This is a genomic window from Paenibacillus sp. FSL R5-0810 (assembly GCF_038002285.1).
Classification (GTDB): Bacteria; Bacillota; Bacilli; order Paenibacillales; family Paenibacillaceae; genus Paenibacillus_AQ; species Paenibacillus_AQ lactis.
This window is the reverse complement of record NZ_JBBOCF010000001.1, coordinates 557,669-583,274: the sequence shown is the minus strand read 5'-3', so window position 1 is coordinate 583,274 and position 25,606 is coordinate 557,669. Positions and strand designations below refer to the sequence as shown.

Sequence of the window (25,606 nt, the reverse complement as noted above, 5' to 3'; positions counted from 1 at the left end):
TTTTAGAAAATGAACGTACGCGGCGGATACATCTTGCCTTCCCGGCTTAATCCTTGACCCCTCCTTCAAGCTCGCCCTTGGCGTAATATTTCAAAATGAAAGGATATAGGAACAGCAGCGGCACGATCGCGATGATGATCGTCCCTGCCTGCAAGGAAGCAAAATCGAAATTGATGGCGCTGTCGAACATATTCTGATTGCCCATCAAGGACGTGTTGTCCTTGCGGACGACGAACTGCCGCAACACCACCTGAAGCGGCCATTTGCCCGGCTCCGAGATGTACAGCGTCGCCCGAAAATATTCGTTCCAGTGGTACACGCCGTAGAACAGTCCCAGCGTGGCAAGCCCCGGCTTCGACAGCGGCAGAATGATCCGGGTGTAGAGCCGGAAATGCCCGGCGCCATCCATCCGGGAGGCTTCCAATATCTCCTCCGGAATATCCTGAATGAACCGCATCAAGATAAACAGGTAGTACACGTTAATCGCCTTATACAGAATCAAAGAGGTAAGCGTATTCATAAGTCCAAGATCTTTAATCAGCTGATACTCCGGAATCATGCCCGGCTCGAATACCATAATGACGATCAGGAGAAACAGCACCGCTTTTTTGCCGATAAACTCCGTTCTCGCCAGCACATATGCGGCCATGGACGTCAGCAGCAGATTCAGAAACGTCCCCGCAGCGGTTATCCACACCGAATTCATGATGCTGCCTGTAATCAGCGGATTGGCAAACAGCAGCTGATAATTGATCGTTGTGAAGCCTTTCGGCACGATATCCAGACCGCCCATCAGGTGGGCCTTGCCCGGGTCCGTCAAGGATAGCGCCAGCAGGTTCAGGATGGGAACCAGCACCATGAGCGTGAACAGGAACAGCAAGACATATATGACGATTTTCGAAAACTCCAGCCGTCTCATCATTCTCCCCCTTTACCAGACGCCCTTGCCCGAGATGCGTTTCGAAATGAAATGCGTGCCCAGGATGAGGACGATCCCGATGACGCCTTTGAACAGACTAGCCGCGGTTGCATACGCAAACTGCCCGTTTCCGATACCGATCCGGTATACGTAGGTGTCCAGAATGTCCACCACGCTGATGATGGAATCGTTCATAAAGTTAAACACTTGGTCGAAGCCCGCATTCATGAAGAAGCCGAGGTTCAGAATGAAGACGGTTACAATCGTGCTGTACAAATGAGGAAGCGTAATGTACCGCATTTGCTGGAGCCGGGTGGCGCCGTCGATTTTTGCGGCCTCGTATAATCCCGGGCTGATCTTCATGATCGCGGCCAGATAAATGATGGAATCCCAGCCTGCGCTCCGCCAAATTTCGGAGAAAACAAGCACCCAGCGGATATGCTCTTTGCTGGTCATATAATCGACCGACGGCAATCGAAAGAAATTCGCAATCAGATTGACCGCGCCGTCCGCCGGATTCAGCAGGCTGATCCAGATCCCCGCGATGACGACCCAGGACAGAAAGTGCGGCAGATAGACGACGGATTGCACATACTTGCGGTATTTGCTGCTGCGCACTTCATTAATGAGCAGGGACAGCATGATCGGAATCGGGAATACGAAGATGATTTTCATCAAGCTGATAATGATCGTGTTCTCCAGTACGCTGGTGAAGGCCGGCGAACTGAACAAGGTCTTGAAATGCTTCCAGCCGACCCAGACATGGTCGCCCAGAATGCGATAATCCTGGAAGGCGAGCTTCATGCCATAGAGCGGAATCAGGTGAAAGATGAAAAAGTAGAGCAGAGGTAAGGCCAGCATGGCGTACAATACCCAATCCTGCCTCAAGCGTCTGAGCACCTTCATCGTCTACTCCTCCTCTGATTGATGGATGGCCAGCTTCATCAGCGGAGCATGCTGCTGTGCTCCGTACACATCGCGGTCGCCGACGCTGCCCGACGAAATATCCCGCGAGATGGTCACTTTGAAGCCGAGTGCCTGGTCAAAAAACACCAGATGGTGAATCTGTTCCTCCTTGACCCGGTACAGATCGCAGATGGTTCGTTTCGTAATGCAGCCGGATTGTTTAACTCTGTCATAATCGTCTTTGGAATCAAACAGGACGTCCAATGTAATCTCGAAGGGGCCGGAGTTCTTGCTCCGCAGCACCTTCGCCACGTCACCGAGCACGGTCATGCTTATAACCTCCCTTTCGAAACTCGATACGGAACGCATTGTCGGTCAATTCCATCAGGTGATACACGGAGAATTCGTAAACAGGGCCGAACTCGATATCGCTTGGGGCGAATGGAAACGCCAGATTGCCGGCCGTTGCCTTCCGGCCCTCATAGCCGTAATGCAGGAAGGTCGATCGGACGGTGGCGCATATGCTGCTAGCCAGCTCCTGCGTCCTCGCAACCACTTCGAACATCACCCCGACCTCGTGCCCCTGGAAGGGCTCCGTCTCTTTGCTGCCGAGTACGCCGTTCTTCCCGTAATTGTAAAACCGGATCTGGTAATCCGATTCGGGAATTTCGCTGTAATACTCTCTCGCCTGACTTCGGACGTAATCCTCGACCTCCTCCAGCTTCCCGATCAGAATCGGGTCGCGGATCCCCGCAATCACGAAGGTGCGGTAGGCGACGCGCCTTGCTCCTTCCAATTTGACGAAGTATTTCTCGGCAGGAAGGTACCGGCTTCCGCTGACGCGGACGATGCCGGGCTCCGTCTCTTCGAACCGGCAATCCTCCAGATCCAGCGTAAAGCCGGGCCCGTGCAGGATGTACGGATGCTCCTTCTCATAGAAGGTATGGGCCGCAACGCTGGTTGGACTGCAGGTGCGTGCCGGATTCAGGGACTGAACGGTAAAGCTGTCTTCCCCTATGGTGCCAAGTATGCTGTCCTTCGTCGTGCCGGGCTCTGCACACAGCGCGCCGCATTCGAGAATTTTGCCGAGATGGTAGGAGAGCCCCGGGTCCTTCCCGTGGAATATGCCGATCGCTGCGAAAGGGGACGGATCATAAGCGCGGCCGCAGACAATGATCTCGCTGCCGGCTTGAAGCGCTTCCACGATAGGCTCATGTCCCATTTGGGCCACGATGCTCTTTGTCGTATCGATCATCTCATCCGTCAGCGGCGGGATGTTCGGGCTAAGCGGCTGAATGCGTCCTTCCCTCTTCGCCTGATGGATTTCGTCTTGCGTGAAGTCCGCCCAGATTACCGATACCTTCGCCTCCATCTCAAGCTCGCTCAATATTTCGTCAATGATCGCAAGCGTCCAATTGACATGCGTTCTGGCGCCGGAACCGCCGGCTGAGCCGATGATGATCGGGATGTTCCGGGGGAGGCCGGCAGATAGCATGATCTTCAGGTCTTTCTTTACCGCGCGCTTGCTGACGATGGATACGCCGGCGCCCAGCTTATGCGGTCCCCCGTCGGTTGAGCCAGCATCGACCACAATGCCGTGCAGCTCGTACTTCAATCCGTTCATGAAGGATTGCTCCGGAAACCCGTATCCAAGCATCCCGCAGGGGGATAAAATTCGAATGTCTGTATTCATCTGCAGTCCCTCTTTACCAAAATATTCACTCATGCCCATTGGATAATTGGATTATCCAATTTGTGTTAAAAAAGGGGAAGCCACTCCCCTGCTATGCATGAATGTAATTGTTCTGTATGTTCTCCTTCACCCGGCTCAGATGGTTCAGCAAGGCGAGCTTTGCCTTCACCGGATCGCGTTCCTTAATCGCCTGTAAAATAAGCAGATGCTCCTCATAGACCTCGCTTTTGCGACCGGGGATCGCTTGGGTCTTGTTCAAGGTGCGCTGGAGCAGGTCCATGTGCAGCTCGATCATATTCACGAGCACGACGTTATGCGTGGCCTTCGCGATCGATAAATGGAAGGCCTGATCCGGCTTGGAACGGTCTTCGTCATCTAACCCGACCTGTCCCCACTTCTCAAAGGCCGCCTCGATGTCGGCGATATCCTCTTCCGTTGCCCGCTTGGCCGCCAGCTCCACAATGCCCGTCTCGAACAGCTCCCGGGCTTCCAGCAGCTCAATGATCGTCGCCCGTTCGATATTGTCGAGAATCCGGCTTCGGTCCTCCGCAACATCCAGCGCCTTGCTGAGAAAACGCCCCCCTCCGGGCCTTGCTTCGATCAGCCCTTCCCGCTCGAGAATGCGGAAGGCCTCCCGCAGCGTTCCGCGACTGATCCCGAACGATTGCGCCAGCTCACGCTCGGTCGGCAGAACATCGCCGGGGCTCAGATTTCCTTCTAAAATCAAATTTTTGATCTGTTCAATGACGTCCTCATATACCCGATGATATTTAATCTTCTTAATGGTCATATGATTTCCCTCTCTATCCTTCATGACAATCACTAATTGGGTCATCCAATGGACCGCAGATTTAGCATAAACCGTTCACAATTGGGCTGTCAAGCAAAAAATATAGCGCTTACATATTAATTCAGACCCGTTTATTCGAATTTCCGGCATCGTTCCAGAGTAATTGGGTGATCCAATTCGCGAAGAACTGCGGCTATAATATCCTGATCGTTCATGGCTTTGTGAGCCTCCGAAATAAAACAAGCTTCTTCTACAGTGCGCCTAAATACTGCAAAGCACAACCCCCGTTTCTTAGGCGGGGGCATCTTAGGTGTAATATATTAACGATTTATTGTTCGAACGTGCTCCCTCCCTGTCGCATGGGATTGGCCACCTGCATGTGACGACTTATGCCGCTATCCTGAGAGCCGCTAAAAACCAAGCGAAAAAAATGCTGCGAGTCAGCGCTTCCGCCTGGCAAACGCATATCTTATGCTTCCATACAAGCCGCACAGCATCAGAAATAGGGCCGCGCCCTGTACCGTAATTAGTTTTCCACCGCGCAGTACAGCGCCGAAGGATACCTGGGACTGCAGATGTTCAACATGTTCATACTGGCTTTGAATGTCGGGCACATAGGTTTGAGTCAATATCATTCCCTGGAAGACCCCGAACAACATATATCCGCCGCATACCGCGATGGCGAACAATACTGATTCAAGCGCGATCCGTTTCCATGAAATCATAGCATCATCATCCTCCATCATTGCATCCCATAATCCCGGATAGGTTGACTTCCTCTAAAGCCAGCCGACAATAACGCTGATCATATATCCAGCGGGAACGATGACGAGCTGGGCCAGCATCGTTCCGAAGAATCGCGAAACCATGAGCATGGTATACACCTTGCCCAGCTGATTCTTCGCTTCTTCATCCCGCGTAGCTTTATCGGTGATCAGGCCTAGCTGAGGGTCGATAAAAATCGTTAAAATAATGGTAGCCATGCCGTTGATTAACCCCGAGGCTTGGGAGGCCATGGTGCTATGCGCGGGCACGAGATGAGCCGCATACAACGACGAAAGCACCCCGACGGTATAAAAAGCGGTCACGACGACATGAAGTAAAATAAAGCGGTTGGGCACGCCCAAATATCGAAACTGGCTCAAGCTGAGATTGGGCTTCTTTATGTAATGCCTTGTATTTTTGAGCTGACCGACCGTCACGCTCGAGATCAGCTTCGGGATGGAGCCGGCTACTTCAAGCTTGTTGATGATTCGTCCGAACAGGTTGACGAAGGTCGGGAACAGCGCAATGGCTGCGATGGTGCCGATCGAAGCGGCAAGCAATATGATCCGAAAATAGGAGAGCACGTCAAATGACGTGTGTTCTTCGGCGTAATCCACGAATTTGGCGGTGAGCGGGGCCTGGATTAAATTCGAGGTCCGCGACACCAGCAGGACGATGCCCGTCAGTGACAGCGCTACCGCTATTTTATTCAGCTTAACGCCTGCATAACGGATCGAGTAGGACAATGTTTCCGCCGTATGAATGACCATCGTTAGGACAAAGACGACAATCAGCGTTTGAATCATAAGCGATTCCTCTGAATGGTGATATGAAAATCCGTCCCGTACTGATAAAGGTCCAATTTGCGGGCAATTCGCTGTGAGCTCAGATTGTCCCAAGCCGTGCTGTATAGCGGAATACGCCCCAACCGCCGAATCTCCCAGCCCCATCGTGCTGCCGCTTTGGCAGCGAGTCCCCGCCCCCTGAAATCGGAGGCCGTGCTGAGACTTGCCTCCGCCGCCTTGGCGGAAGTCCGGGCCGAGCAGCAGACGGATACGGCCGTATCGCCGATCACACAGCCTATGACCGGCAGGCGTTCCTCAAGCTCCGACTTGATCTCTGAAAAGTAGGTCTCCAGCAAGTCTGCGTTGGATTGATCAATGAACACGATGCCCGGATCGGCTGCTGGCTCGATCGGTTTGTCCGGGAACACATAGGCCGGCCCGACCCATATCTGCTTTACCGGCATGTATGTCTCGATCGTCTTGCTCATCTGCACGATGCTCATGTTAGTCCCCCGTTCGCATTGCATCCGCAGCTCTTCCTCCATGGGGTCCGGCATATCTGCCGCTACCAGCACCTCCCGTCCGAAGCGTGTTGTGCCAACGAACACTGCCGTTTCGGCGGCTTGCGACGGCTCATTGATGCCGATGATCCGCCTTCGGCCGTCCAGCAGGTATAACGTCTCCGACTGGATCCGCATCAGCTCCGCATCATCGTATGCGGCATAGGGCATAAGTTTCCCTCCATCCTTCGCGTTATCATTACGTAACGGATACCTTCCAGCTGAACCAGGTTCGTGCTTTAGCAAGCCTACATGGCATGAGAGGCCTTGGTCAGCTGGAATGCGACCTCGGTCAGCCGGAATGCGGCCTTGGTCAGCCGGAATGCGGCCTTGGTCAGCTGGAATGCGGTATGCTCTCCTTCTCTTTGAGAAGTGCAGCGGTTTGCCGATAAATCGCATCCAGCTCCTGCCTGCTGACAAGACTGGCATCGTGCTCAAACGTCACATGAAATTGATGATTCCTCGCCGCTACGTATTCCAAATAGGCATATGCGTCGCCGAACCGCTCATCCTCGTCATGCTCGGGCAGCACCGGGAGATGATGCTTGAACGTACCGCCCTCATAACGGACATTGCTGTAGTGGACCACATCGATTTGCGGCGCGAGCGCCTCCATAAAGGAATACGGGTCGAATCCGGGAAAAGCCCTGCGGGCGATATCCAGCCTTGCCGTATCCAGCACGAAACGAATCTCCGGATAGGCCAGGAACGCATCGATCACGATGTCACCGTAATCCCCGAAGAAGTCATGCTCCAACACGATCCGCTGCTTAAAGCGCTGCTGCAGCTCGGCTAGATGTTCAAACAAGGTCATGGAGATATCCCTGAACTGCCCTCTGCCCAGCTGTTCGCAGCTGTAGCGGTGTCCAATGTCGGGAAGCCGCGGAAAGGGCGTGAAGGGCTCTTGAAACACCGGATAAAACGGATAGTGGAACAGGATGTAGTCCGCATCGTAGGATGAAGCCAGCTCAACCTCGGAGGTTATGTACTGCAGCTCTTCCTTAAACTGCCGGGGGTCGGGTGCATTTAACACAGGCAGGCGGTAACCGTCTTCCGCAAGCACCGGTCCATGGATTCCATATCCAAGCCCGTGCTTACGGCAGAAATCCCGGACCTGGGCTAAAGCGGCTCGATCCGGCAGGCAGCATACCTCCATCCCGGTGATCAGCGGCATGGCCAGCTGCTCCCACCGATCGGGGCTAAATTGCTCCCACATGCCGATCTGCAATCGTCTCATGCTAGGCCTCCCCCCTCGCGGCAATGGCCTGATTCCAAGGGGATAGATCATCGATCTGTACCCGCGAACCCGTTTCGGATGAACGAAGGATTGCATCCATGACCGCCTGGGTTCGGTGTCCGTCCGCAACGTTCGGGATTTCGAGCGGCGACGGCTTGTCTGTCAGCTTCCTATAGATGCTGTCGATCATCGGATAGAAGCCGCTGTAGTAATGAACGGCCGGAACCGTCAATCCCTTCGGCGGTTCTACGCCCTCAATCTGAACTGGCTCCAATGCTCCTCCTCTGCTGAATTCCAACATACGGTCATCTCGCATAACGAGCGTCCCCTCATCCCCGTATATCTCCAGTCTCCATCCCGTACCGGTTCTGCCAGGCAGGAATACGTCCACCGCCAAGCTCGCACCGCTGCGGAACCGGCCCGTGAATGCAAATGCATCGTCGGCATTGCGCACCTCACGGCCGTCGCTGCCTTCATAACTCGGAATATGCGTCCTGAGATCTCCCTGAACCTCGGCAATCTCTTCTCCCATCCACCACATCAGGGAATCGATCATATGGGACCCGACGGCGAACAGGAAGCCGCCTCCCTCCTCGCTTCGGCCCTCCCAGCCACGCTGCCCTCCCGCCAGAGTGGAATAGCCCGAGAAGCTGCCGCAATACCGAATATGCTGAATCCGGCCCAGTAGTCCTTGGTCCAGCATGGCTTTAATCCGCTGCCGAAGGGGTGTAAGCCGCCATAAGAAATTAACGAATGCGCATCGCTTCAGCCGGTTCGCCTCTTCGACCAGCTCCAGGGTTTGTCCGGCATTTATGGCGAGCGGCTTCTCTACCAGCACATGATGCCCGGTTCGGAGGGCTTGCAGCGCCATGCCGTGATGCTGTGCGGGCGTGGAGGCAATCGATACCAAATCCAGCTCCTCCGATTCCAGCATTTCACTCCAGTTGCTGTAAAAGGCGATGTCCTGAAACGAACGCTTCGCTCCATGACCGCTTCGATATACGCTGGCGATCGATTTCAGTTGAAAGCCCGGATGCAGCCGGAAGATGGGGGCGTGAACCTCGGCGCCGAAGCCGGTGCCGATAATTCCGACATTGATTTTGTTCATGGATACGCTCCTTACCGCGTGATATTGCTGATTAGTTCAACTGACTATTTCCACGTTAATCCCTGACGACCTTCCTCAATAACTTCCCGTCTCTACCAAAAATTCCTGTCGCGTAACCTCGTACCCAGAAGCTTCCGGCAGGACATCGAGGTTCCACGCCCGCATCGTCCTTTGAAGGCTAAAACGGCGGAATGGATTCATCGTATGCTCTGCCTGGGCATGGCGTATAAACAAAAGCTCCATCGTTACTCTCACCGGTACCTGTCTTGAAGAACCGATGCTAATTTATGATGCTGCGTTTGCCTGTGTTCATGCTTTGACCCAAGCTGGCGGGTCATGCTATGAATGTACATGCCAGCCTTCTAACTCGCTTCCATTTTAACATTATTTACCTCCGATGTGTCTGTTTGTGCTAAAAATCTGTTGGGGCTTCACCATCGAGGAAATCATCTGAAACTTTTACCAGATCAGAGTCGTTACAAAAACATGAAGCATTGCAAACCTATCCAGAGGATTGCAAAGCTACCGAACAACTTCGAGCAGCTCGATAGGAGCAAAATGACTGGCATGTGACATAATTATTAACCTTTGTTGTATGATTTCTAATGACCGGTTCAACGGAAACAATAGAAACTTATTTTTCAACGCAATTAATAGACACTTATCCATTGCCAAGGAGGTTTCCCGTGCGAAAAAATCTGATCGCGTTCCTGGTGCTCGTCATGTTCGTCTTAACGATCGGCTGCGCATCATCCCCCAAGCCTGTTGTTATCAACGAATACAAGATATCGTCCGTTCATGAGGACTTCCCTGTCCCTGAGCAAGCGCTGGAGCGTGAGGCGACGTTCGGGAATCCGAATATCGCGGAGGGTGCAAAGTACGAGTTGGAAAATATCGGAGGCGAGCAGGGATTATATCCGCCGAGGGCTTACCTGGAGGAGATCAGAGCTTCCGGCTGGACCGAGATCGAGGAAGAGCGTCTGGGTCATGTGCATTTTTTTCGTAAAGATGATACAAAGATCGCCTTGGAAATTCGAGAGGATTCGATTGACGTGTATGAGCTGAAACAAGTTGACGCCCCTTAGAGACTCGAATCTGTTATGATACGCCGGTTGACGCACACCACGTCCCGTTTTAGGGGAACGCCGTTAGCTGCTGCCCTACTTTCACGCCTCGACTCCAGCAAGTCCCGAAACGGAACTTGTTCTTCCTTTTGCGGCGCTCCTGACCCCTGCAAATCCTTAAATAGGACTTGTTCAAGCTCTATCTTCCACGCCCAGCCCCAACGAGTCCCGAAAGCTGTCCCAGGTCTATACATACTCTGGTAACACCTCCAATATTATCGCATGACGGCTTTGCTCATTCCGACCGCCCCCTTGAATTCTAACTTCTGGAAACAATCATATATATTACCAGTTATATACAATCTTCACTTTACATGATAAACTAGCGCTATATTACATTGCAGCGTCGAGGCGGTGCGTATTGATATTTTGAAATTGCATATTTCGGAGGAGTAAGATGAAAGCAATTATTCTCAAGTGGAACCAAATAAGTCTTGTAAAACGAATTTTGGCGGGGATCATTGCAGGGATTATCCTTGCAATGATTGTTCCCGGTGCGACTGGAGTCGGTTTATTCGGTACTTTATTTGTATCCGCGTTAAAAGCGGTTGCCCCTGTATTGGTGCTGTTCCTCGTCATGTCCGCCATCTCGAACCATGCGAAAGGCCGTCAGACGAATATGAAATCGATCCTTGTCCTGTACGGTATAAGCACATTTCTGGCGGGGCTGGTGGCGGTCATCGCCAGTTTTATTTTTCCGGTAAGCTTGTCGCTGGTCACGGGATCGACGGACCTGACTCCGCCAGAGGGCATTCTCGAAGTGCTGAGGACCTTGCTGTTACAGGTTGTCGATAATCCGGTCAACGCACTGATGAAAGCCAATTATATCGGAATCCTGGCATGGGCGATCCTGCTGGGCCTGGCTCTGCGAAGCGCTAAGGAGGGAACGAAAAGCCTGCTGACAAATGTCTCGGATGCGGTATCCCAAATCGTCAAATGGGTGATCCAGCTTGCTCCGTTCGGTATTATGGGGCTTGTCTTCGAATCCATTACCGCAAACGGACTAGCGTCCCTGCTCGATTACGGGAAACTGCTGCTCCTGCTTGTCGGATGCATGCTGTTTATCGCGCTTGTCGTGAACCCGCTCATTGTCTATGCAAGGCTGCGCAAAAATCCGTATCCGCTGGTGCTGACCTGCCTTCGGGAAAGCGGCATTACCGCGTTCTTCACCCGCAGCTCTGCGGCCAACATTCCGATCAATATGCGATTATGCGAGAAATTAAAGCTGAACCCGGATACGTATTCGGTATCCATCCCGCTAGGCGCCACGATCAATATGGCGGGGGCAGCGGTGACGATCTCGGTCTTGACGCTGGCAGCGGTCCATACGCTCGGGATTCAGGTGGATTTTGGCACAGCGCTTATTCTCAGCATTTTATCGGCGATCGCCGCAGCAGGCGCTTCCGGGGTGGCTGGGGGGTCGCTGCTGCTCATTCCGCTGGCATGCAGCTTGTTCGGCATTTCGAATGACATTGCCATGCAGGTAGTTGGCGTAGGCTTTATTATCGGCGTTTTGCAAGACTCTTGCGAAACCGCGCTGAATTCTTCCTCTGACGTGCTGTTTACGGCCACGGCGGAGTATGCGAAGAAGCGTAAAGAAGAAAACGCAACGATTGCCAAAGCCTAATGAAAGCAGTCGGTCTGTGAACTGCACTTCCATGGCTTGTAGTGCATAATTAGGGAAGTCAATTTGGTATTATCCCCTTATGGTAGACAGTGAAAGAAGAGTTCATATTCCAATGAATTCAACGCTGTAGATCTGAGGGGATTTTTTATTCCCCAAGAAACGACAAGCCTCAAACCGATGTAACAAAGGAACTATAAATAGGGGCGCGCCTACGATTGGAGGAAATTGGAGTTACTCCATGATCATCGGGACGCTAGGAATCAGGAGAGATCGAATTTGTCGGATGCTGAACGAATGATGGCAGTGCGGCAGAACACATGGCTTACTACAACGAGAGATGTTCGCAAAACAAATTGGCGATCTATCCCCGTAGAATGCCGGGAACAAATCGCCGCTTAAACTTCCTTTTTGTTGTCTGCGGTAGCAGGGCTACGACCTATTGACCTAGCGCGCTATGTGTTTTTTCATGCCGATCGTAAATGTCGTAAAACCCAGCCTTTCATAATAGCCTTCCAATTCTTGTTCGCACAGCAGCTGGGGAATGACTCCAAACTTCTCGCACTGCATGACGAGCCTTTGAACGATACCGGTGCCGATCCCTCTGGCCTGAACATCCGGATGTACACAAATGCCGCATAGAAGTCCGGTAAGGACTCCGTCCGAAATGACACGTCCCATGCCCACGAGGCGCTTCCCTTCATAGGCATAAACACTATACCAGCTTCCTGCGCACATGGCTTGAAGGTCCCCAATGTTCAAGTTCAGGAAGTTCCAGCCTAATGTCTCATATAATTCGAGCAGCGCCGTAAAGTCCCCGGGCAGCTCCGACGTATAAGTAACTGCAGGCTCAACCTGGCTCATATGCTCCCGCTCCCCTTGACGGGGTACGCCATAACGCTCATAAGCGCATTTTCCGCCTGGGTAGCATCGAGGCGGCTGTACTGCACATAGACGGGCCCGCTGCAGACGACCTCCATGGCGTACGGCACGCCTGCGGGAATCGTCCGGCCATCAGCGCTTAGCGAGCTCGTACGAATGTGACGGGTACGTCTCCCCGGCACGATCGTTTCCATGCCCATCAGCGGCTCGCGATCCTCGAAATAGGCATGAATGGTCACCGTCACGTCTTCCTCCGATGTATTCAGCACGCATACCGACTCATGACTCGTCAGTTCCCCGCTGCTCTGCGGCGGGATATAGCCATCGGGAATGATCCACAAAGTCTCGCCTTTTGACATTCGAAAAACACCTCCTGACGCCTTTTTAGCTCTCGCTTTATAGTAAACATTCGTCGCACAGGGTATCGGCTCCTCTACAACCTTTAAGGCATTGGCGAAAAGAGAGGAGCACGCTTCTACCTTTCGGTTGCCGTTAGATTACGATAGGTCATCAGCTGACGCTCATCCCTGCTGCATCCGCAAAAACAAGGACAACGGCTGAAGCGCCAAGGACTTCAAACCCTCGGCCACCAGTTCGGCCAGACGAAGAGCTCCCCTCTCCTGAAAATGCGTATTGTCCGAAACCCCGAGCGGAAAGTTCATCCACTCTCCCGGCGCTCCCCACATGAAGATCGAACGTGTACCTTCCGGACCGAGCTCGTTGAACAGCCCCATGCTGATTGCAGCCAGATCGACAAGCGGCACCTGCTCTTCCTGCGCGAGCTCGCGGACCGCGGTAACATAATCTCCATGCGTGTCCTTCAGCCGGCCGTTATCATCAAAAAAACGCCGGTGAACCGAGGTGACCAGAATCGGCACGGCCTTTCTCTCCCTGCAGCCGTCGATGTACATCCTCAAATGCTCCTTGTATGTCGAAAAAGGCTCCGTATATCGACTCGGGTCAGACTTCTGGTCATTATGGCCGAATTGGATCAACAGATAATCCCCCGGCCGCATGCAAGTCCATATCCGGTCCAGCCTGCCTTCGTCCACAAAGCTTTTCGAGCTTCGACCGGAAGCGGCGGCGTTGATTACAGCTGCATCCTGCTTCATCCAGGCTGGGAGCATCTGGCCCCAGCCGGCATAGGGATAGCCATCGGCAGGCTGATTCGCCACGGTTGAATCCCCTGCGATGAACAATGTGCAAGCATCCGGTGCCAGTGCCAGTTCCAATCCGTTCAATCGCGGCGCTCTTCCAGAAAAATAAAGCACGATCCGCCTCTCGACTGCCGGCAACGTTACGCTGAAACGCTCCATATAACCGGGCGGCGTCCGCAGCTGATACAACAGCATCTGTCCGTCCGTTCCCTTGACCGTCGTCTCGGTCGCAAACCACGGGTCGCCGATCGTCAAACGAAGCGTATATAATCCGTCCTTCGGCACGTCCACCCGAAAGGCGGCTTCAAGCGGGATGACAAAGTCAGCGCCCAGTCCCGTCTCCCCCTCCCTTCGTATTCCCGTAAGGCCAGAAGCGGATAAGAAACCGTACCCCCGCTCCGGCTCGTACAGCGTGTCGGACATAATTTTCACGTAATCCAAGGCAGGCTCCCCGGTTCCGAAATCAAAAGCATAGCGGTCCTCGCTCTGCATCATAGCACCCTCCCGTTAAATCGCTCTTTCCCCATTATGCACGATCCCAAATGCGCAATTCCATCTATTTATCCGGCTATTTTGTTTAAATTTCCGGTCAACTGCCAAAGGCCGAAGCGGCACCTCGCAAGCCGGATACCGACGCTGGATAACCATGTTGACAGCGTTTACAACCCGGTACATAATGTGTACACAACATTTCAACTCCAAGGTAAGGAGACGGATGCCGTGAGGAAGTGGACCACAGTCTACAAAAATATGAAAATCAAAAACAAGCTGTCGCTCCTCATCGCGCTGATCGTGGCCATGGCATTCACTTTCGCGGTCATCGTTCAGCAGTATGCCTTCTCCATCTACGACGGGCAGCTGTACCTCAAATCGTCCAAGGTCCTACACTTGTCCTCATCAGCCATCGAATCCGAGCTTGAGCGAATCGAGCAGTTATCTTTCAACATGGTTACCGACACGGAGATCCAGCAAATATTACGGGCGATTTCCAACAGCGACTCCGACTATGACCGGCTCACCTTGAGACAGCGCCTTGTCGATCGGCTCCTCAACTACGTGGGATCCGAGCCTATGCTCTACTCCATCCACCTGATCGACTCCTTCAACAAACAGCACGATGTCGGCAGCGTCATACCGATCGCTCCCTCCAAGATGCAGCATATCATGCAGCTTGCGGGCGATGCCGACGGTGAAGAGCGCTGGTTCTACCCCGATGAACACGACCCGGCCCTGCTGCTGTCCAGGGAGATCCGCTCCTATTCAGGAACCCTGTTCGACCTTCAATATCTGGGCACGATCGTAGTTCGGGTCAATATCGACAAGCTTGTACGTACATCTGCAGCTGAGGAGGGAGAGCTGATCATGACCTCGGGAACGGACGTCATCTACCCGACCCGGCCGAACTTCGACCCGGCGTCCATCCAGGCTGACGTATCATCCGGCAGCGGATATTTTACCCGGGAGATTGAAGGGCACACGTATTTTGTTGCATATAACCGTTCCTTCAATACGGGCTGGACTTATATTAATGCTACCCCCTTCAATCAGGCCTTTAGGCAAATCATTTTTATCAAAGAGCTTGTCATCATGGTATTCGGCATGATATTCGCCGTCGCCATTCTGCTGGGCATTCGGTTCAGCCGGGGCCTGACCAAGCCGATCGAAAGCTTGATCGCCCGGATGAAGCTGGCCGAGAAAGGGAATTTCGCTGAAGCTAACGTACTCCCCCAAGACGCGGCGCCCGTCGCGATGGATGAGCTCGGTCTGCTGCACCGGACGTTTCGTCTGATGGTGGAGAGAATCAATGTCCTGATCACCGAAAATTATGCGAGCCGGCTGCTCGTCAAGGAGACCGAATTCAAGGCCCTCCAAGCCCAGATCAATCCACATTTCCTTTACAACACGCTCGAGTCGGTCAACTGGCTTGCAAAAATCAACAAGCAGACGCAAATCTCCGATATGGTGCAGGCGCTGGCCTTCCTCCTTCGCAACTCCGTCAGCCTGAAGGAGCCGATTCTTTCTCTACGAGAAGAGCTCGAAATCGTCAAGAACTATATCATCATCCAGAAGTTTCGTTTTGAGGACCGGCTCGAGTTTAGCATGAACGTACCGGATGAGGACCTGGAGCGCAGACTTCCGAAGCTGTCCCTGCAGCCGCTGCTTGAAAATGCAATCCACTACGCGCTGGAGCCATCGGTCGAGCCATGCAGAATCGCCCTGTACACCCGGCGGGAGGAGCATGCCTTCTGCGTCATCGTTGAGGATGACGGACCGGGCATGGCTCCGGACACCCTCGACCGGCTTCGAAGCGGAAGCCTGCAGACGACAGGCAACGGCATCGGACTGCTTAACATCGACGAACGCCTGAAGCTCGCCTTCGGCGACAATTACGGTTTATATATCGAGAGCCGACCTGGGCTCGGCGCCCGCATCATTCTATCACTGCCACTATAACGGAGGGATTCCCATGTACAAAGTTCTGCTCGTAGACGATGAGCGCATCATTCTGGATGGTATTTCCCGCATGGTGGACTGGTCCGCCTATCAAACCGAGCTTGCGGGAACCGCTCAGAACGGCATCCAGGCCTACGAAAAAATCGTTAGCGATTCTCCGGATATCGTCGTGTGCGATATCCGCATGCCCGGCCTTGACGGGCTCGAGCTCGTGGCCAAAACCTATGCAAGCCATCCCCACATCAAATTCGTGCTGCTGTCCGGCTTCGGCGAATTCGAATACGCCAACCGCGCCATGCAGTACGGGGTCAAGCATTATTTGCTGAAGCCGACCGATGAGTCTAAGATCGGGGAAGCGCTGCAGGAGGTTACCTTTGACCTGGCGGATCACCGCCGCAAGGAAGCTTTCATTCAGGATATGAAGCACCGTTTCGAGAAAGTGCTTCCCCATGTGAAGGAGCAGGTGCTGAAAGAATTCGTGACGAACAAGACTTACGGTCATAACGACTTGGAGGAATATCGCAGACTGTTCCAATACGACTTCGACCGGCCGGTGCAGCTGCTGCTGTTCCAGCTGGAAGGCGAGGCGGATTACGAGCATCTATTCGCCGTGAAGAATATTGCCGAGGATCTGCTGGACACCACCCTTCTTAGCACCACCATCGGCCCGCATGTGCTGGTTCTCATTGAGGAGCGCCCCGGGCTTCAACTCCATGACCGGATCCAGGACATCCGCTGTACGTTCAAGCAGTATTACAAGCTGGACGTGACGGTTGCCATCAGCGATCCTGGGCCCGTAACGCTGGCCCGCAAGCTGTACCGCGACACGCTGCAGTGCCTGAATTACCGCTTCTACCTGGACGAGAGCGGCATCATTACGACGAACGACACGCTGCAATCCGAAGACGACAGCGGTGCATTTTCCTTCGACGAGCAGCGTCTGTGCATGCCGGTGCGGTCCGGTCACCACCAAGAGGCCCGGCAGGCGCTGAATGAATTCATCCATGAACTGAAGCGGGCCCAGCTGAGCATTGAGATGACCAAGTCCCACGCCATATCGCAGTATGTATCCCTCATTCGGCTGACGGATCCCGAGGAGATGGCGGAACGATACGAACGGATACCGGTCATTGCGGAAATGACGACTCTCCAGTCGATCCAGGCATTTCTGGAAGAAACGGTCATCGAAATTACCCAGCGGAATTATGAACGGAACACCATGAAATATAATGCGATCGTCCGGAGAATGATCGAGATTATCGAGGAACAGCTTGGCAATTCGGAGCTGACCCTGAACCTGGTCGCATGCAGCATGCTGTACATGAATGCCGACTATCTCGGAAAGCTGTTCAAAAAAGAGACCGGCGAGAAATTCTCGAATTACGTCATGAAGCTGCGCATCAAGCGCGCGACCGAGCTGATGGCAAAGGACCCGGATATCAAAATTTTCGAAATGGCCGAGCAGCTCGGCTTCGGCGACAATCCCCAGTACTTCAGCCAGGTGTTTAAGAAGCAAATGGGCTGCACGCCTTCGGAATACATGAAAAAAGAGGGCTAGGCTTGTACGTACATATCTGCTTTTTGAACAAAGTGCACGGTTTTTTTCCTTACTCTTTCCCTTGTTACACACAATAATTGGGAATGTAAGCACTATCAAACGAGTCACAGATGGGTTCATCAACCAAGGGGAGGAAATGGAATGAGAAAAGTGTTAACCGCAGTGCTCATGTGCTCCTTGCTCGGAAGCCTGATCGGCTGCTCCGGCGGCAATTCGGCCGATCAGCCTGCAAGCGCCGGAACCGATACAGCGCCGTCCGCAGCCGCCAGCGACGAGAAGGAGCCGGTAAAGCTGCGCATCGCCTGGTGGGGCGGACAGTCCCGGCACGATTACACGTTGAAGGTCATTGAAATGTATCAGGAGCAGAACCCGCACGTCACCATCGAGCCTGAATACGCCCCGTTCGACGATTACTGGAAGAAGCTTGCTCCGCAGGCGGTAGCCGGCGGTCTTCCGGACATTATTCAGATGGACATCTCCTATCTGAACCAATATGCCGGCCGCAATCAGCTTGCCGATCTGAAGCCGTTCACCGACAGCGGAGTCCTGGACGTGTCGGACGTCAGCGAGAATGCCCTGAGCGGAGGCGAGGTCAACGGCAAGCTGGTAGCGATGAACCTTGGCGTCAACGCACTCCAGACGACATTCGACGTAGAGACGATGAAGAAGAACGGCATCGATATTCCCGGCAAGGACTGGACCTGGGACGACATGGACAAAATGGGCGCGCAAGCGAAGGAAAAAGGATTTCTCATCGGTGGCTTCGCCTACCGGCATGACGTCTTCTTCCCGTATTATCTGAGAACGATCGGCCAAAAAATGTACAGCGCGGACGGCAAAACGATCGGCTATGCCGATGATCAGGCCTTTATCGATTATTTCACCCGCTACCAGAAGTGGTATGACAATGGCTACATCCTGTCGTTGGATAAGGAAGCCCAGAAGAAAGGCGTCGCGGAGGAGGATGAAATCGTGCTTGGCAACGCCATTTCCGGCACGGGCTGGTCCAACCAGTTTCTCGCCGTTGCCAATCTCGTTCCCGATCGTCCGCTGGAGCTGAATCCGATGCCGGGACCGGGCACGAAGGAAGGGCTCTTCCTGAAGCCGTCCATGTATTTCTCCGTCACGGAGACGTCGAAGCATAAGGAAGAAGCGGCGAAATTCATCAGCTTCTTCATCAACGACATCGAGGCAAATAAGCTGATCAAGGGCGAGCGTGGCGTGCCGGTATCCGCTAAAGTCAAGGAAGCGCTGAAGCCGCTGCTCTCCGAGAATGAGGCGAAAATATTCGATTACGTCACCTGGGCCGAGGCGAACAGCAGCCCTGGCGATCCGCCGAATCCGATCGGTGCCGTGGAAATCGAGAAGCTGCTTCGCGATCTCAGCGAGCGCATCCTGTACAAGAAAATATCGGTGGAGGATGCGGCTGCCGAATTCCGCAAGGAAGCGAATGCGATCCTGGCCAGATCCCAGCAGTAGTTCCGGATGCACCTAACTTGAGGCATCCCCTTTCAAACGTACGTCAGGTACGGGGCAGGGGGTGCCTTTATGATGACACCGGACCGGGCGGACCTCTGGTTTTTAAACAAAATGGACGGTTTTCTTCATAACGCCCTCTCGGTCAGACTTTCTATAATGGAACTATCCGCCAGCGAATTCGCCCGCCGGACGGGCGCTGTCAAATTTGAAAGACGAGGGGTTGAAAATGATGAATAGACTTCGCGAGAACGAGCATATCACCGGATACGTATTCTCCGCTCCGTTCGTTCTTGGCTTTCTGATCTTTACGCTGTATCCGATCCTGTCGTCCCTCTACTATTCGTTCACCAACTATAACCTGATGGAGGCGCCAAGCTGGCTCGGCCTCGGCAATTATGAGCGGATGTTCACGGAGGACGATAAAATCGGAAAATCGTTTCAGGTGACCTTTACATACGTATTCGCCAGCGTCCCGCTTCGGCTTATCTTTGCACTCTTCGTGGCAATGATCCTGAATACGGCGACCAAGGCGGTCGGGCTGTACCGCTCGGCCTTTTACCTGCCGTCCCTGATCGGCGGCAGCGTCGCGGTCGCGATTATGTGGCAGCAAATCTTCGGCGACCAAGGGCTCGTCAACTCCGCCCTCTCGCTCTTCGGCATCGAATCCAGCACATCCTGGATCGGCAATCCGAGCACGGCGCTGTGGACACTCATCGCCTTGTCGGTCTGGCAGTTCGGCTCATCGATGATTATTTTCCTTGCCGGACTCAAGAACATTCCGAAGGATTATTACGAAGCGGCCAGCGTCGACGGCGCGAATGCCGTGCACCGATTCTTCAAGATTACGCTCCCGCTGCTGAGCCCGATCATTTTGTTCAATCTGACGCTGCAGACCATCTCCGCCTTCCTGACCTTCACCCCCGCTTATATCATCTCGCGCGGTGAAGGCGGTCCGCTGGATCAGACGCTGCTGTACTCGCTTTACCTGTACCGCAAAGCCTTTTCGCATTTTGAAATGGGCTACGCATCGGCGCTTGCCTGGGTCATGCTCGTCATTGTCGGCGTCCTTACCCTGCTCATCTTCAGATCTTCCACCCGCTGGGTTCATTACGAATCGAAAGGAGACTGACGGCTATGACCAAATCCGGACGCATTCTGTATCATACGCTGGTCGGGCTGTTCGCCCTGTGCATGACCTATCCGATCCTGTGGCTCGCCGCCAGCTCGCTGAAGCCCAATCACGAAATCTTTACGACCGCCTACAGTCTCATTCCCAGCAAGCTCGAATTCTCGAACTATGCAACAGGCTGGAAGGGATTTGCCGGAACGACCTTCGGGACCTTCTTCAAGAATTCCTTCATCATCGTCATCATCTCAACGATCGGTGCCGTCGTATCTTCCGCATTAGTGGCTTTTGGTCTGGCTAGGACAAGGTTTTTCGGTCAAAAATTTTGGTTCGCCTGCATGATGATCACCATGATGCTGCCGCATGACGTCGTCATCGTCCCGCAGTACGTGATGTTCGCCAATTTCGGCTGGATCTCGACGTTCAAGCCGCTGATCGTTCCCCATTTCTTCGGGGTTCCGTTCTTCATCTTTCTGATTATGCAGTTTATCCGCACGATCCCGCGGGAGCTCGATGAAGCCGCAAGGATCGACGGCTGCAGCAAGTACGGCATCTTCATCCGGGTCGTTGTGCCCTTGATCGTTCCGGCCTTGATCACGTGTTCCATCTTCTCCTTTTACTGGAGATGGGATGATTTCATCAACCCGCTGATCTACCTGAACCAGCCGGAGAAATACCCGGTGTCGTTGGCGCTCAAGCTGTTCCTCGATGGGGAATCGCTCAACAACTGGGGCGGAATGTTTGCCATGGCCACCCTGTCGCTGCTGCCGGTCGTGATCGTATTTTTCATCTTCCAAAAGTATATCGTCGAAGGGATCAGCACAACAGGCTTGAAAGGTTAATCCCCAAATTTCTCCCTCTTAAGGAGGCTTAATATGAAAGGAGCTGCAGCTATGCCGGCACTCGTATTTGATGAACAGTATATCGGGCAAGTCATGGATAAGGTGGTGGAGCGGACCTTCCGCATGGACTTCAGCTGGGATTGGCCCGGCGGGGTTGCGTTTTACGGCGTTTGCGAGGCGTATGAAGCGACGGGCAAAATGGAATATCTGGAGCAGCTGAAGGCATGGGTCGACGAAAATATGGAGGATGGTCTGCCAAAGCTGTCTGTGAACGGCGTCTCGATCGGACATTCCCTCTTAACGCTGTATAACGTCTACGGCGATGAGCGTTATATCGAAACGGCCAAGGAGATGGCCGAATACCTCACTCACGATGCCGTTCGATTCGGAGAAGGGATCTTTCAGCACACCGTCAACTCCGAAGCCTATAACTTCCCTGAGCAGGCATGGGTGGACACGATGTTCATGGCCGGTTACTTCCTGCTGCGCATTGGAGCGCTGCTCGGCCGCGAAGATTATTTCGAGGACGGGCTGCGGCAGTACCACGGCCATGAGAATTGTCTGCAGGATCCGGTGACGAATCTGTACTATCATGGCTGGGACAATATTGCCGGCAATCATATGTCAGGGGTATTTTGGTGCCGCGGCAATGCCTGGGCCGCCCTTACGATGGCGCGCGCATTGGAGCTCGTACCGGTTACGCACCCTTCCTTCATGATCATTGAAGGCTCGCTTCGGGATCAGCTGAGCTCGCTCGTACGGCTGCAGCATGAATCCGGGCTGTGGCACACCATTACGACGGATCCGCAGTCGCCGCTGGAAACGTCGGGATCGGCGGGGATCGCAACCGCATTGCTGACCAAGGGGCGCATCTACAATAAGTACACCCAGAAATCGATCGACGGCATCCTGACCAAAATTACCGAGGATGGGACCGTAACCGGCGTGTCGGCCGGAACGGCCGTCATGAAAAATGCTGCTGGTTATATAGGCGTGCCCGACAAGCGAATTCAGGGCTGGGGACAAGGATTGACGCTGGCATTTCTGGCCGAAGTGCTCAAGGTCAAGAATAATCCGTATTAGTAGATACAAGAAAGGCTGCCGTACAGGGAACGATGAGTGTTCTCTTGAAGGCAGCCTGTTTCTTTTAACCCAAAATTACTCGAAATAATAATAATAGCTATACTACTGAACCCGGATCTAGTTACTCGACTTACTTGTCTTGTTATTCGTGTTGTTATTCGTCCTGTTACTCGTTATTGTTACTCGCCTTGATTCTCCTCCTGCTCACCCTGTTCAGCCTTGCCTTCTTCCGCCTTCTGCTTCGGATGCGGCGTCCCGTCAAGGCCATACACCTCGTCATAGGCATCGAAGATTTTGCGTGCGACCGGTGCGGCGCTTTGAGAGCCAAAGCCGCCTTCAGGGATGACAACCACGACCGCCAGCTTCGGCTTCTCTCGGGGAGCAAACGCGATGAACACGCCATTGTCCTTTCTCCCTGCCGGTGAATCCTGCTCGGACGTGCCGGTTTTGCGGGCAAAGTCGTACGGGAAGCCTTCAAACCCGGCGATCCCCTGCGTATTCATGCCTCGCTTGATAACCTGCCAGTATTCCTGCGGAAGCTTGACTTCGTCGATTACTTCCCTGCCGAATTCCTTGACAATGTTCCCGTTCTGGTCGGTGATCTTGCTCACGAGCTGCGGCTTGATCCGCTTCCCTTCATTAGCCAGCATCACCGTGTATTGGGCCAGCTGCAGCGGCGTATATTTACCCATTTGGCCGAAGGAGGCATAAGCCAGCGCAGCGAGATTGCTGCCTGCAGCTTCCTTATTGAGGTATTCCGCCCTCCCTTCATTCTCAAGGGGCAATCCGCTGCCGGTGACAACGCCGAGTCCGAACCGCTTCATATACTGATCCCATACTTTAACGGCTTTATCACCGCCGTATTTGTCATACAGCTTCTCCCCGACCTGATCGATCATAAAGGCATTGGACGAGGTCTGAATCGCTTGGTCCGGCCGGATCCGGCCAATCACATGACCGCCGGCGTTTCGGATCGGCGTTTCACTGCCCTCTTTGCCGATCAAGGCATAGCCCTGGTCCGGGTACGTATCGTATGGCGTGAACAGGCCTTCATTGAGCCCGATCAGCACCGTCAGCGGCTTGATGACCGATCCGAGATAGATCATCGATTCAAATCCATTGCCCGATCGGCCCGAGCCGAAGATCGTTATCGTCCCGTTACCGGAAGAGTTGACGACCTCTTGGGTGATTTTATCTCCGCTCCCCCAAATGTTAGGGTCATAATCCGGGATGCTGGCCATCGCCACGACGTTACCAGTGTCCACTTCCATGGCGACGGCATAACCGGTCAGCGCATCCCGATGATACTTCCCGGAGATCAGATGGGTCCGAAGATACTGCAACCGCTCGGTAATGGCTTCCTCAGCCGCAAGCTGGATATCCTTATGAATCGTCGTATGGACATCGAGCCCTTTCTCAGGGGCTGCCATGGACGGGACGCCGTCCACCATGTTCTGCGGATTAATCGGGATGCTGATATACCCGCTTTTGCCGCGCAACTCTTTCTGAAACATCCGCTCAAGTCCGTCATAGCCAACCCAATCCTCTTCGTTGTAGATCAATCCCGGATCGTCCTGCCTCTTATTCGCCTCATCGATTTCGGCATATTCCTTGAAATCTTTTGAGCCCTTGAATTTCTTCAGATACCCGATCGTCTGGACCGCAACCGTGTCTGGGTCGTAATGCCTCACATTCTCCTCCACGATCTGAATGCCCGGGTACCGCGAGCGGTTCTCCATGAAATGAGCGATCTCCTGCTTCGTCAAATCCGATTTGATCCGTCTGGGCGCATAGCCGTGCTGCTTCGTATACTCCAGATCCAGGGCGTCAATCACCTCTTCGGTTGTCATCGGTTTGGCTTTCGGATTCCCATATTGGGCGAAGACCTCCGCGATTTCCTTCGCCATCGCTTCGATTTCCGGCCGGTTCTTCTGCCCGCGCTCCGTGTTCTTGTTATAATCCTTCATCAGCGTGATATATAAGGTATGGGTCCCCGTCGAATAAGCCAGCTTCTCGCCGGAGGCATCGATAATGCTTCCCCGGATCGGCTGAAGCGTGAATTTTTTCAGCTCTCCCCCGGATTCCTTTTCTGCAAGCTCCGGGCCCTCCACGAACTGCAGAACGGCCATGCGGATGATAAGGATACAAAAGATGAGGAAAGCGCCGAAAAAGAACAGATTGACCCGCCGGTTGAATTGGCGCCTCACGTCCCCTTCATCGGGATCGCTCATGTAAGGAGGAAATCCCTTGATCATGCTCCTGCTCTCCTTTCCACGACAAGGTTAATCCATCCAGACCGGAAGATCGGGATGATTGTCATAATTAAACAAACGGTCCAGCTGCTCGGCCGTATTTCGTTCTTCAGACAATGGGGGAAGCGCATCACGTTCAAAGAAGCCGACCGCCGACGTTTCTGTGCCGATGCCCGCAGCCCCCCCTGTGATTTCGCATTGGATAAACATTTTATATACATGAAAAGGCGACGGCGGATGCCGATGAAATTTTTTATCCAGCACAGCCAGCAGCCGCACTGCGCGTACTTCATAACCCGCCTCCTCCTGTACTTCCTTAACGGCCACCTCCGACGGCGACAGACCGATGTCCGCCCATCCGCCCGGCAATGCCCAGGCTCCGTCGGCTTTCTCCCGAACGAGCAGCAGCTTCCCGTCCTGGAAGATAACCGCGCGCACATCCACCTTCGGCGTCTGGTATCCCGTTTCACTGGCAAATAAGGTGCGGATCTTATCCTCGCCCGCTTCTGTATATTCCTGCATAATCGATATGCTGAGCGCTCTCAGCTGCTCGAACCGTTCTTGGTCGTAAACATCCTTGGTATAGGCGAGGCCAGCTTGGCTGATCGCTTGTATTTCCTTTGCCCACTCCAACCATTTCAGCATGCTTGTCTCATTCCTTTTTCATGAACTTGTGTCCCCGGAACCGCTCTCAATCAAATTTGGGACATAATGGAAGACCGTAACCATCCAATTATACCATATTTTCTCGGAAATATATGATGAACTATAGAGCAAGTCTCCCTAAAAAAATGAAAAAGGCTCCGCCATGCTCGGGTCGTTGCAACCCTTAGGCGGAGCCCGGTTCAGATCCCTCGTTCGTGGCCGTCTGAGTGTTACTTCTCTTCTTTTTGCGTGCTCTTGATTAAAGCATAGGCAAGATGGCCGACCATCCCGAGGAACAAGCCGGTTCCGACGACGATATAGATCATCGTAAACACCTTTCCGAGTGAAGTTTGCGGAGCAAAGTCGGGGTGGCCGACCGTGCTCAGCGTAGCAACGCAGAAATACAGTGCGTCCAGCACGGACAAGCCCTCTTGCTTTGTATAGAACATCGTCCCCGAGACCAGCATGATGACGATCAGGACAAACAATGCAACGAAATTGCGCTGCTTGAACGCATGAACCAGCCCCTTGAGCAGCCGTTTTAATGTTAGCAGAAATGAAATCATGTTCGGTTAACCGCCTTATTTTTTCCCTGTAGGAATCTAGTCTGAAATCGT

Annotated in this window: 25 protein-coding genes; 9 read left to right on the top strand and 16 right to left on the bottom strand. The window is 53.4% G+C overall.

Going from position 1 to position 25,606, the window contains the following annotated elements; translation table 11 throughout:
• Positions 1-46 precede the first annotated feature (46 nt).
• From MKX76_RS02705 to MKX76_RS02660, 10 genes are all read right to left on the bottom strand, one after another.
• On the bottom strand, positions 47-919 hold the full coding sequence (locus tag MKX76_RS02705) for a carbohydrate ABC transporter permease (RefSeq protein WP_341032950.1): 873 nt from the start codon (positions 917-919) through the stop codon (positions 47-49).
• Between the two features lie 12 nt (positions 920-931).
• Positions 932-1,825, bottom strand: coding sequence for an ABC transporter permease (locus tag MKX76_RS02700; protein ID WP_007132186.1), 894 nt, complete (start codon positions 1,823-1,825; stop codon positions 932-934).
• A gap of 3 nt (positions 1,826-1,828) precedes the next feature.
• A complete protein-coding gene (locus MKX76_RS02695) occupies positions 1,829-2,155 on the bottom strand; it encodes a DUF4387 domain-containing protein (protein WP_007132187.1) in 327 nt (108 codons plus the stop codon).
• A complete protein-coding gene (locus MKX76_RS02690) occupies positions 2,139-3,518 on the bottom strand; it encodes an acyclic terpene utilization AtuA family protein (RefSeq protein ID WP_034273300.1) in 1,380 nt (459 codons plus the stop codon). The genes MKX76_RS02695 and MKX76_RS02690 overlap by 17 nt, the downstream gene beginning before the upstream one ends.
• Before the next feature lie 91 nt (positions 3,519-3,609).
• Positions 3,610-4,308 (bottom strand): FadR/GntR family transcriptional regulator, encoded by a 699-nt coding sequence (locus MKX76_RS02685; RefSeq protein WP_007132189.1) that lies wholly within the window; start codon positions 4,306-4,308, stop codon positions 3,610-3,612.
• Positions 4,309-4,748: 440 nt separating this feature from the next.
• Positions 4,749-5,033 carry a hypothetical protein gene (locus MKX76_RS02680; protein ID WP_007132190.1) on the bottom strand — a complete coding sequence of 95 codons (285 nt, stop codon included), beginning with the start codon at positions 5,031-5,033 and terminating at the stop codon, positions 4,749-4,751.
• A gap of 54 nt (positions 5,034-5,087) precedes the next feature.
• Complete coding sequence (locus MKX76_RS02675; RefSeq protein WP_007132191.1) at positions 5,088-5,879, bottom strand: lipid II flippase Amj family protein; 792 nt, start codon at positions 5,877-5,879, stop codon at positions 5,088-5,090.
• Entirely contained in the window at positions 5,876-6,589 is a 714-nt protein-coding gene (locus tag MKX76_RS02670; RefSeq protein WP_210094722.1) for a GNAT family N-acetyltransferase, read from the bottom strand. The genes MKX76_RS02675 and MKX76_RS02670 overlap by 4 nt, the downstream gene beginning before the upstream one ends.
• A 163-nt stretch (positions 6,590-6,752) precedes the next feature.
• Complete coding sequence (locus MKX76_RS02665; protein ID WP_341032949.1) at positions 6,753-7,655, bottom strand: sugar phosphate isomerase/epimerase; 903 nt, start codon at positions 7,653-7,655, stop codon at positions 6,753-6,755.
• A gap of 1 nt (position 7,656) precedes the next feature.
• Positions 7,657-8,763 (bottom strand): Gfo/Idh/MocA family protein, encoded by a 1,107-nt coding sequence (locus MKX76_RS02660; RefSeq protein ID WP_341032948.1) that lies wholly within the window; start codon positions 8,761-8,763, stop codon positions 7,657-7,659.
• A 686-nt stretch (positions 8,764-9,449) separates the two neighbouring features.
• Between MKX76_RS02660 and MKX76_RS02655 the strand changes: the two genes are divergently transcribed.
• Together MKX76_RS02655 and sstT are read left to right on the top strand one after the other, a co-directional pair.
• Positions 9,450-9,848 carry a hypothetical protein gene (locus MKX76_RS02655; protein WP_341032947.1) on the top strand — a complete coding sequence of 133 codons (399 nt, stop codon included), beginning with the start codon at positions 9,450-9,452 and terminating at the stop codon, positions 9,846-9,848.
• A 436-nt stretch (positions 9,849-10,284) separates the two neighbouring features.
• The gene (sstT, locus tag MKX76_RS02650) at positions 10,285-11,514 is read left to right on the top strand and encodes a serine/threonine transporter SstT (RefSeq protein WP_341032946.1); all 1,230 of its coding nucleotides are present in this window, start codon (positions 10,285-10,287) and stop codon (positions 11,512-11,514) included.
• Positions 11,515-11,958: 444 nt separating this feature from the next.
• Here sstT and MKX76_RS02645 read toward each other — a convergent pair whose 3' ends face one another.
• The 3 genes from MKX76_RS02645 to MKX76_RS02635 form a co-directional block, all read right to left on the bottom strand.
• On the bottom strand, positions 11,959-12,375 hold the full coding sequence (locus MKX76_RS02645; protein ID WP_341032945.1) for a GNAT family N-acetyltransferase: 417 nt from the start codon (positions 12,373-12,375) through the stop codon (positions 11,959-11,961).
• Positions 12,372-12,752, bottom strand: coding sequence for a sensory rhodopsin transducer (locus tag MKX76_RS02640; RefSeq protein WP_007132200.1), 381 nt, complete (start codon positions 12,750-12,752; stop codon positions 12,372-12,374). Before MKX76_RS02640 ends, MKX76_RS02645 begins: the two co-directional genes overlap by 4 nt.
• Before the next feature lie 162 nt (positions 12,753-12,914).
• On the bottom strand, positions 12,915-14,042 hold the full coding sequence (locus MKX76_RS02635; protein WP_341035014.1) for a rhamnogalacturonan acetylesterase: 1,128 nt from the start codon (positions 14,040-14,042) through the stop codon (positions 12,915-12,917).
• A 228-nt stretch (positions 14,043-14,270) separates the two neighbouring features.
• On the opposite strand from MKX76_RS02635, the gene MKX76_RS02630 reads away from it, so the two are divergent.
• From MKX76_RS02630 to MKX76_RS02600, 7 genes are all read left to right on the top strand, one after another.
• Positions 14,271-16,004 carry a cache domain-containing sensor histidine kinase gene (locus MKX76_RS02630; RefSeq protein ID WP_341032944.1) on the top strand — a complete coding sequence of 578 codons (1,734 nt, stop codon included), beginning with the start codon at positions 14,271-14,273 and terminating at the stop codon, positions 16,002-16,004.
• 13 nt (positions 16,005-16,017) lie between these two features.
• A complete protein-coding gene (locus MKX76_RS02625) occupies positions 16,018-17,562 on the top strand; it encodes a response regulator transcription factor (RefSeq protein ID WP_210094723.1) in 1,545 nt (514 codons plus the stop codon).
• 141 nt (positions 17,563-17,703) lie between these two features.
• Positions 17,704-19,041, top strand: a complete 1,338-nt coding sequence (locus tag MKX76_RS02620; protein ID WP_028405384.1) for an ABC transporter substrate-binding protein — start codon at positions 17,704-17,706, stop codon at positions 19,039-19,041.
• A 69-nt stretch (positions 19,042-19,110) separates the two neighbouring features.
• Positions 19,111-19,278: a hypothetical protein gene (locus MKX76_RS02615; protein WP_186332934.1), complete on the top strand. Its 168-nt coding sequence runs from the start codon at positions 19,111-19,113 to the stop codon at positions 19,276-19,278.
• Positions 19,271-20,170 carry a carbohydrate ABC transporter permease gene (locus MKX76_RS02610; protein ID WP_028405385.1) on the top strand — a complete coding sequence of 300 codons (900 nt, stop codon included), beginning with the start codon at positions 19,271-19,273 and terminating at the stop codon, positions 20,168-20,170. The genes MKX76_RS02615 and MKX76_RS02610 overlap by 8 nt, the downstream gene beginning before the upstream one ends.
• A 5-nt stretch (positions 20,171-20,175) precedes the next feature.
• Positions 20,176-21,009, top strand: coding sequence for a carbohydrate ABC transporter permease (locus MKX76_RS02605; protein WP_028405386.1), 834 nt, complete (start codon positions 20,176-20,178; stop codon positions 21,007-21,009).
• 51 nt (positions 21,010-21,060) lie between these two features.
• Positions 21,061-22,092, top strand: coding sequence for a glycoside hydrolase family 88/105 protein (locus MKX76_RS02600; RefSeq protein ID WP_007132208.1), 1,032 nt, complete (start codon positions 21,061-21,063; stop codon positions 22,090-22,092).
• A gap of 179 nt (positions 22,093-22,271) precedes the next feature.
• Here the strand turns inward: MKX76_RS02600 and MKX76_RS02595 are convergent, their stop codons facing one another.
• The 3 genes from MKX76_RS02595 to MKX76_RS02585 all read right to left on the bottom strand — a co-directional run bounded on the left by MKX76_RS02595 (position 22,272) and on the right by MKX76_RS02585 (position 25,555).
• On the bottom strand, positions 22,272-24,347 hold the full coding sequence (locus tag MKX76_RS02595; RefSeq protein WP_341032943.1) for a peptidoglycan D,D-transpeptidase FtsI family protein: 2,076 nt from the start codon (positions 24,345-24,347) through the stop codon (positions 22,272-22,274).
• A gap of 27 nt (positions 24,348-24,374) precedes the next feature.
• On the bottom strand, positions 24,375-24,989 hold the full coding sequence (locus tag MKX76_RS02590) for an NUDIX hydrolase (RefSeq protein ID WP_341032942.1): 615 nt from the start codon (positions 24,987-24,989) through the stop codon (positions 24,375-24,377).
• 230 nt (positions 24,990-25,219) lie between these two features.
• Positions 25,220-25,555 (bottom strand): potassium channel family protein, encoded by a 336-nt coding sequence (locus MKX76_RS02585; protein WP_341032941.1) that lies wholly within the window; start codon positions 25,553-25,555, stop codon positions 25,220-25,222.
• Positions 25,556-25,606 lie beyond the last annotated feature (51 nt).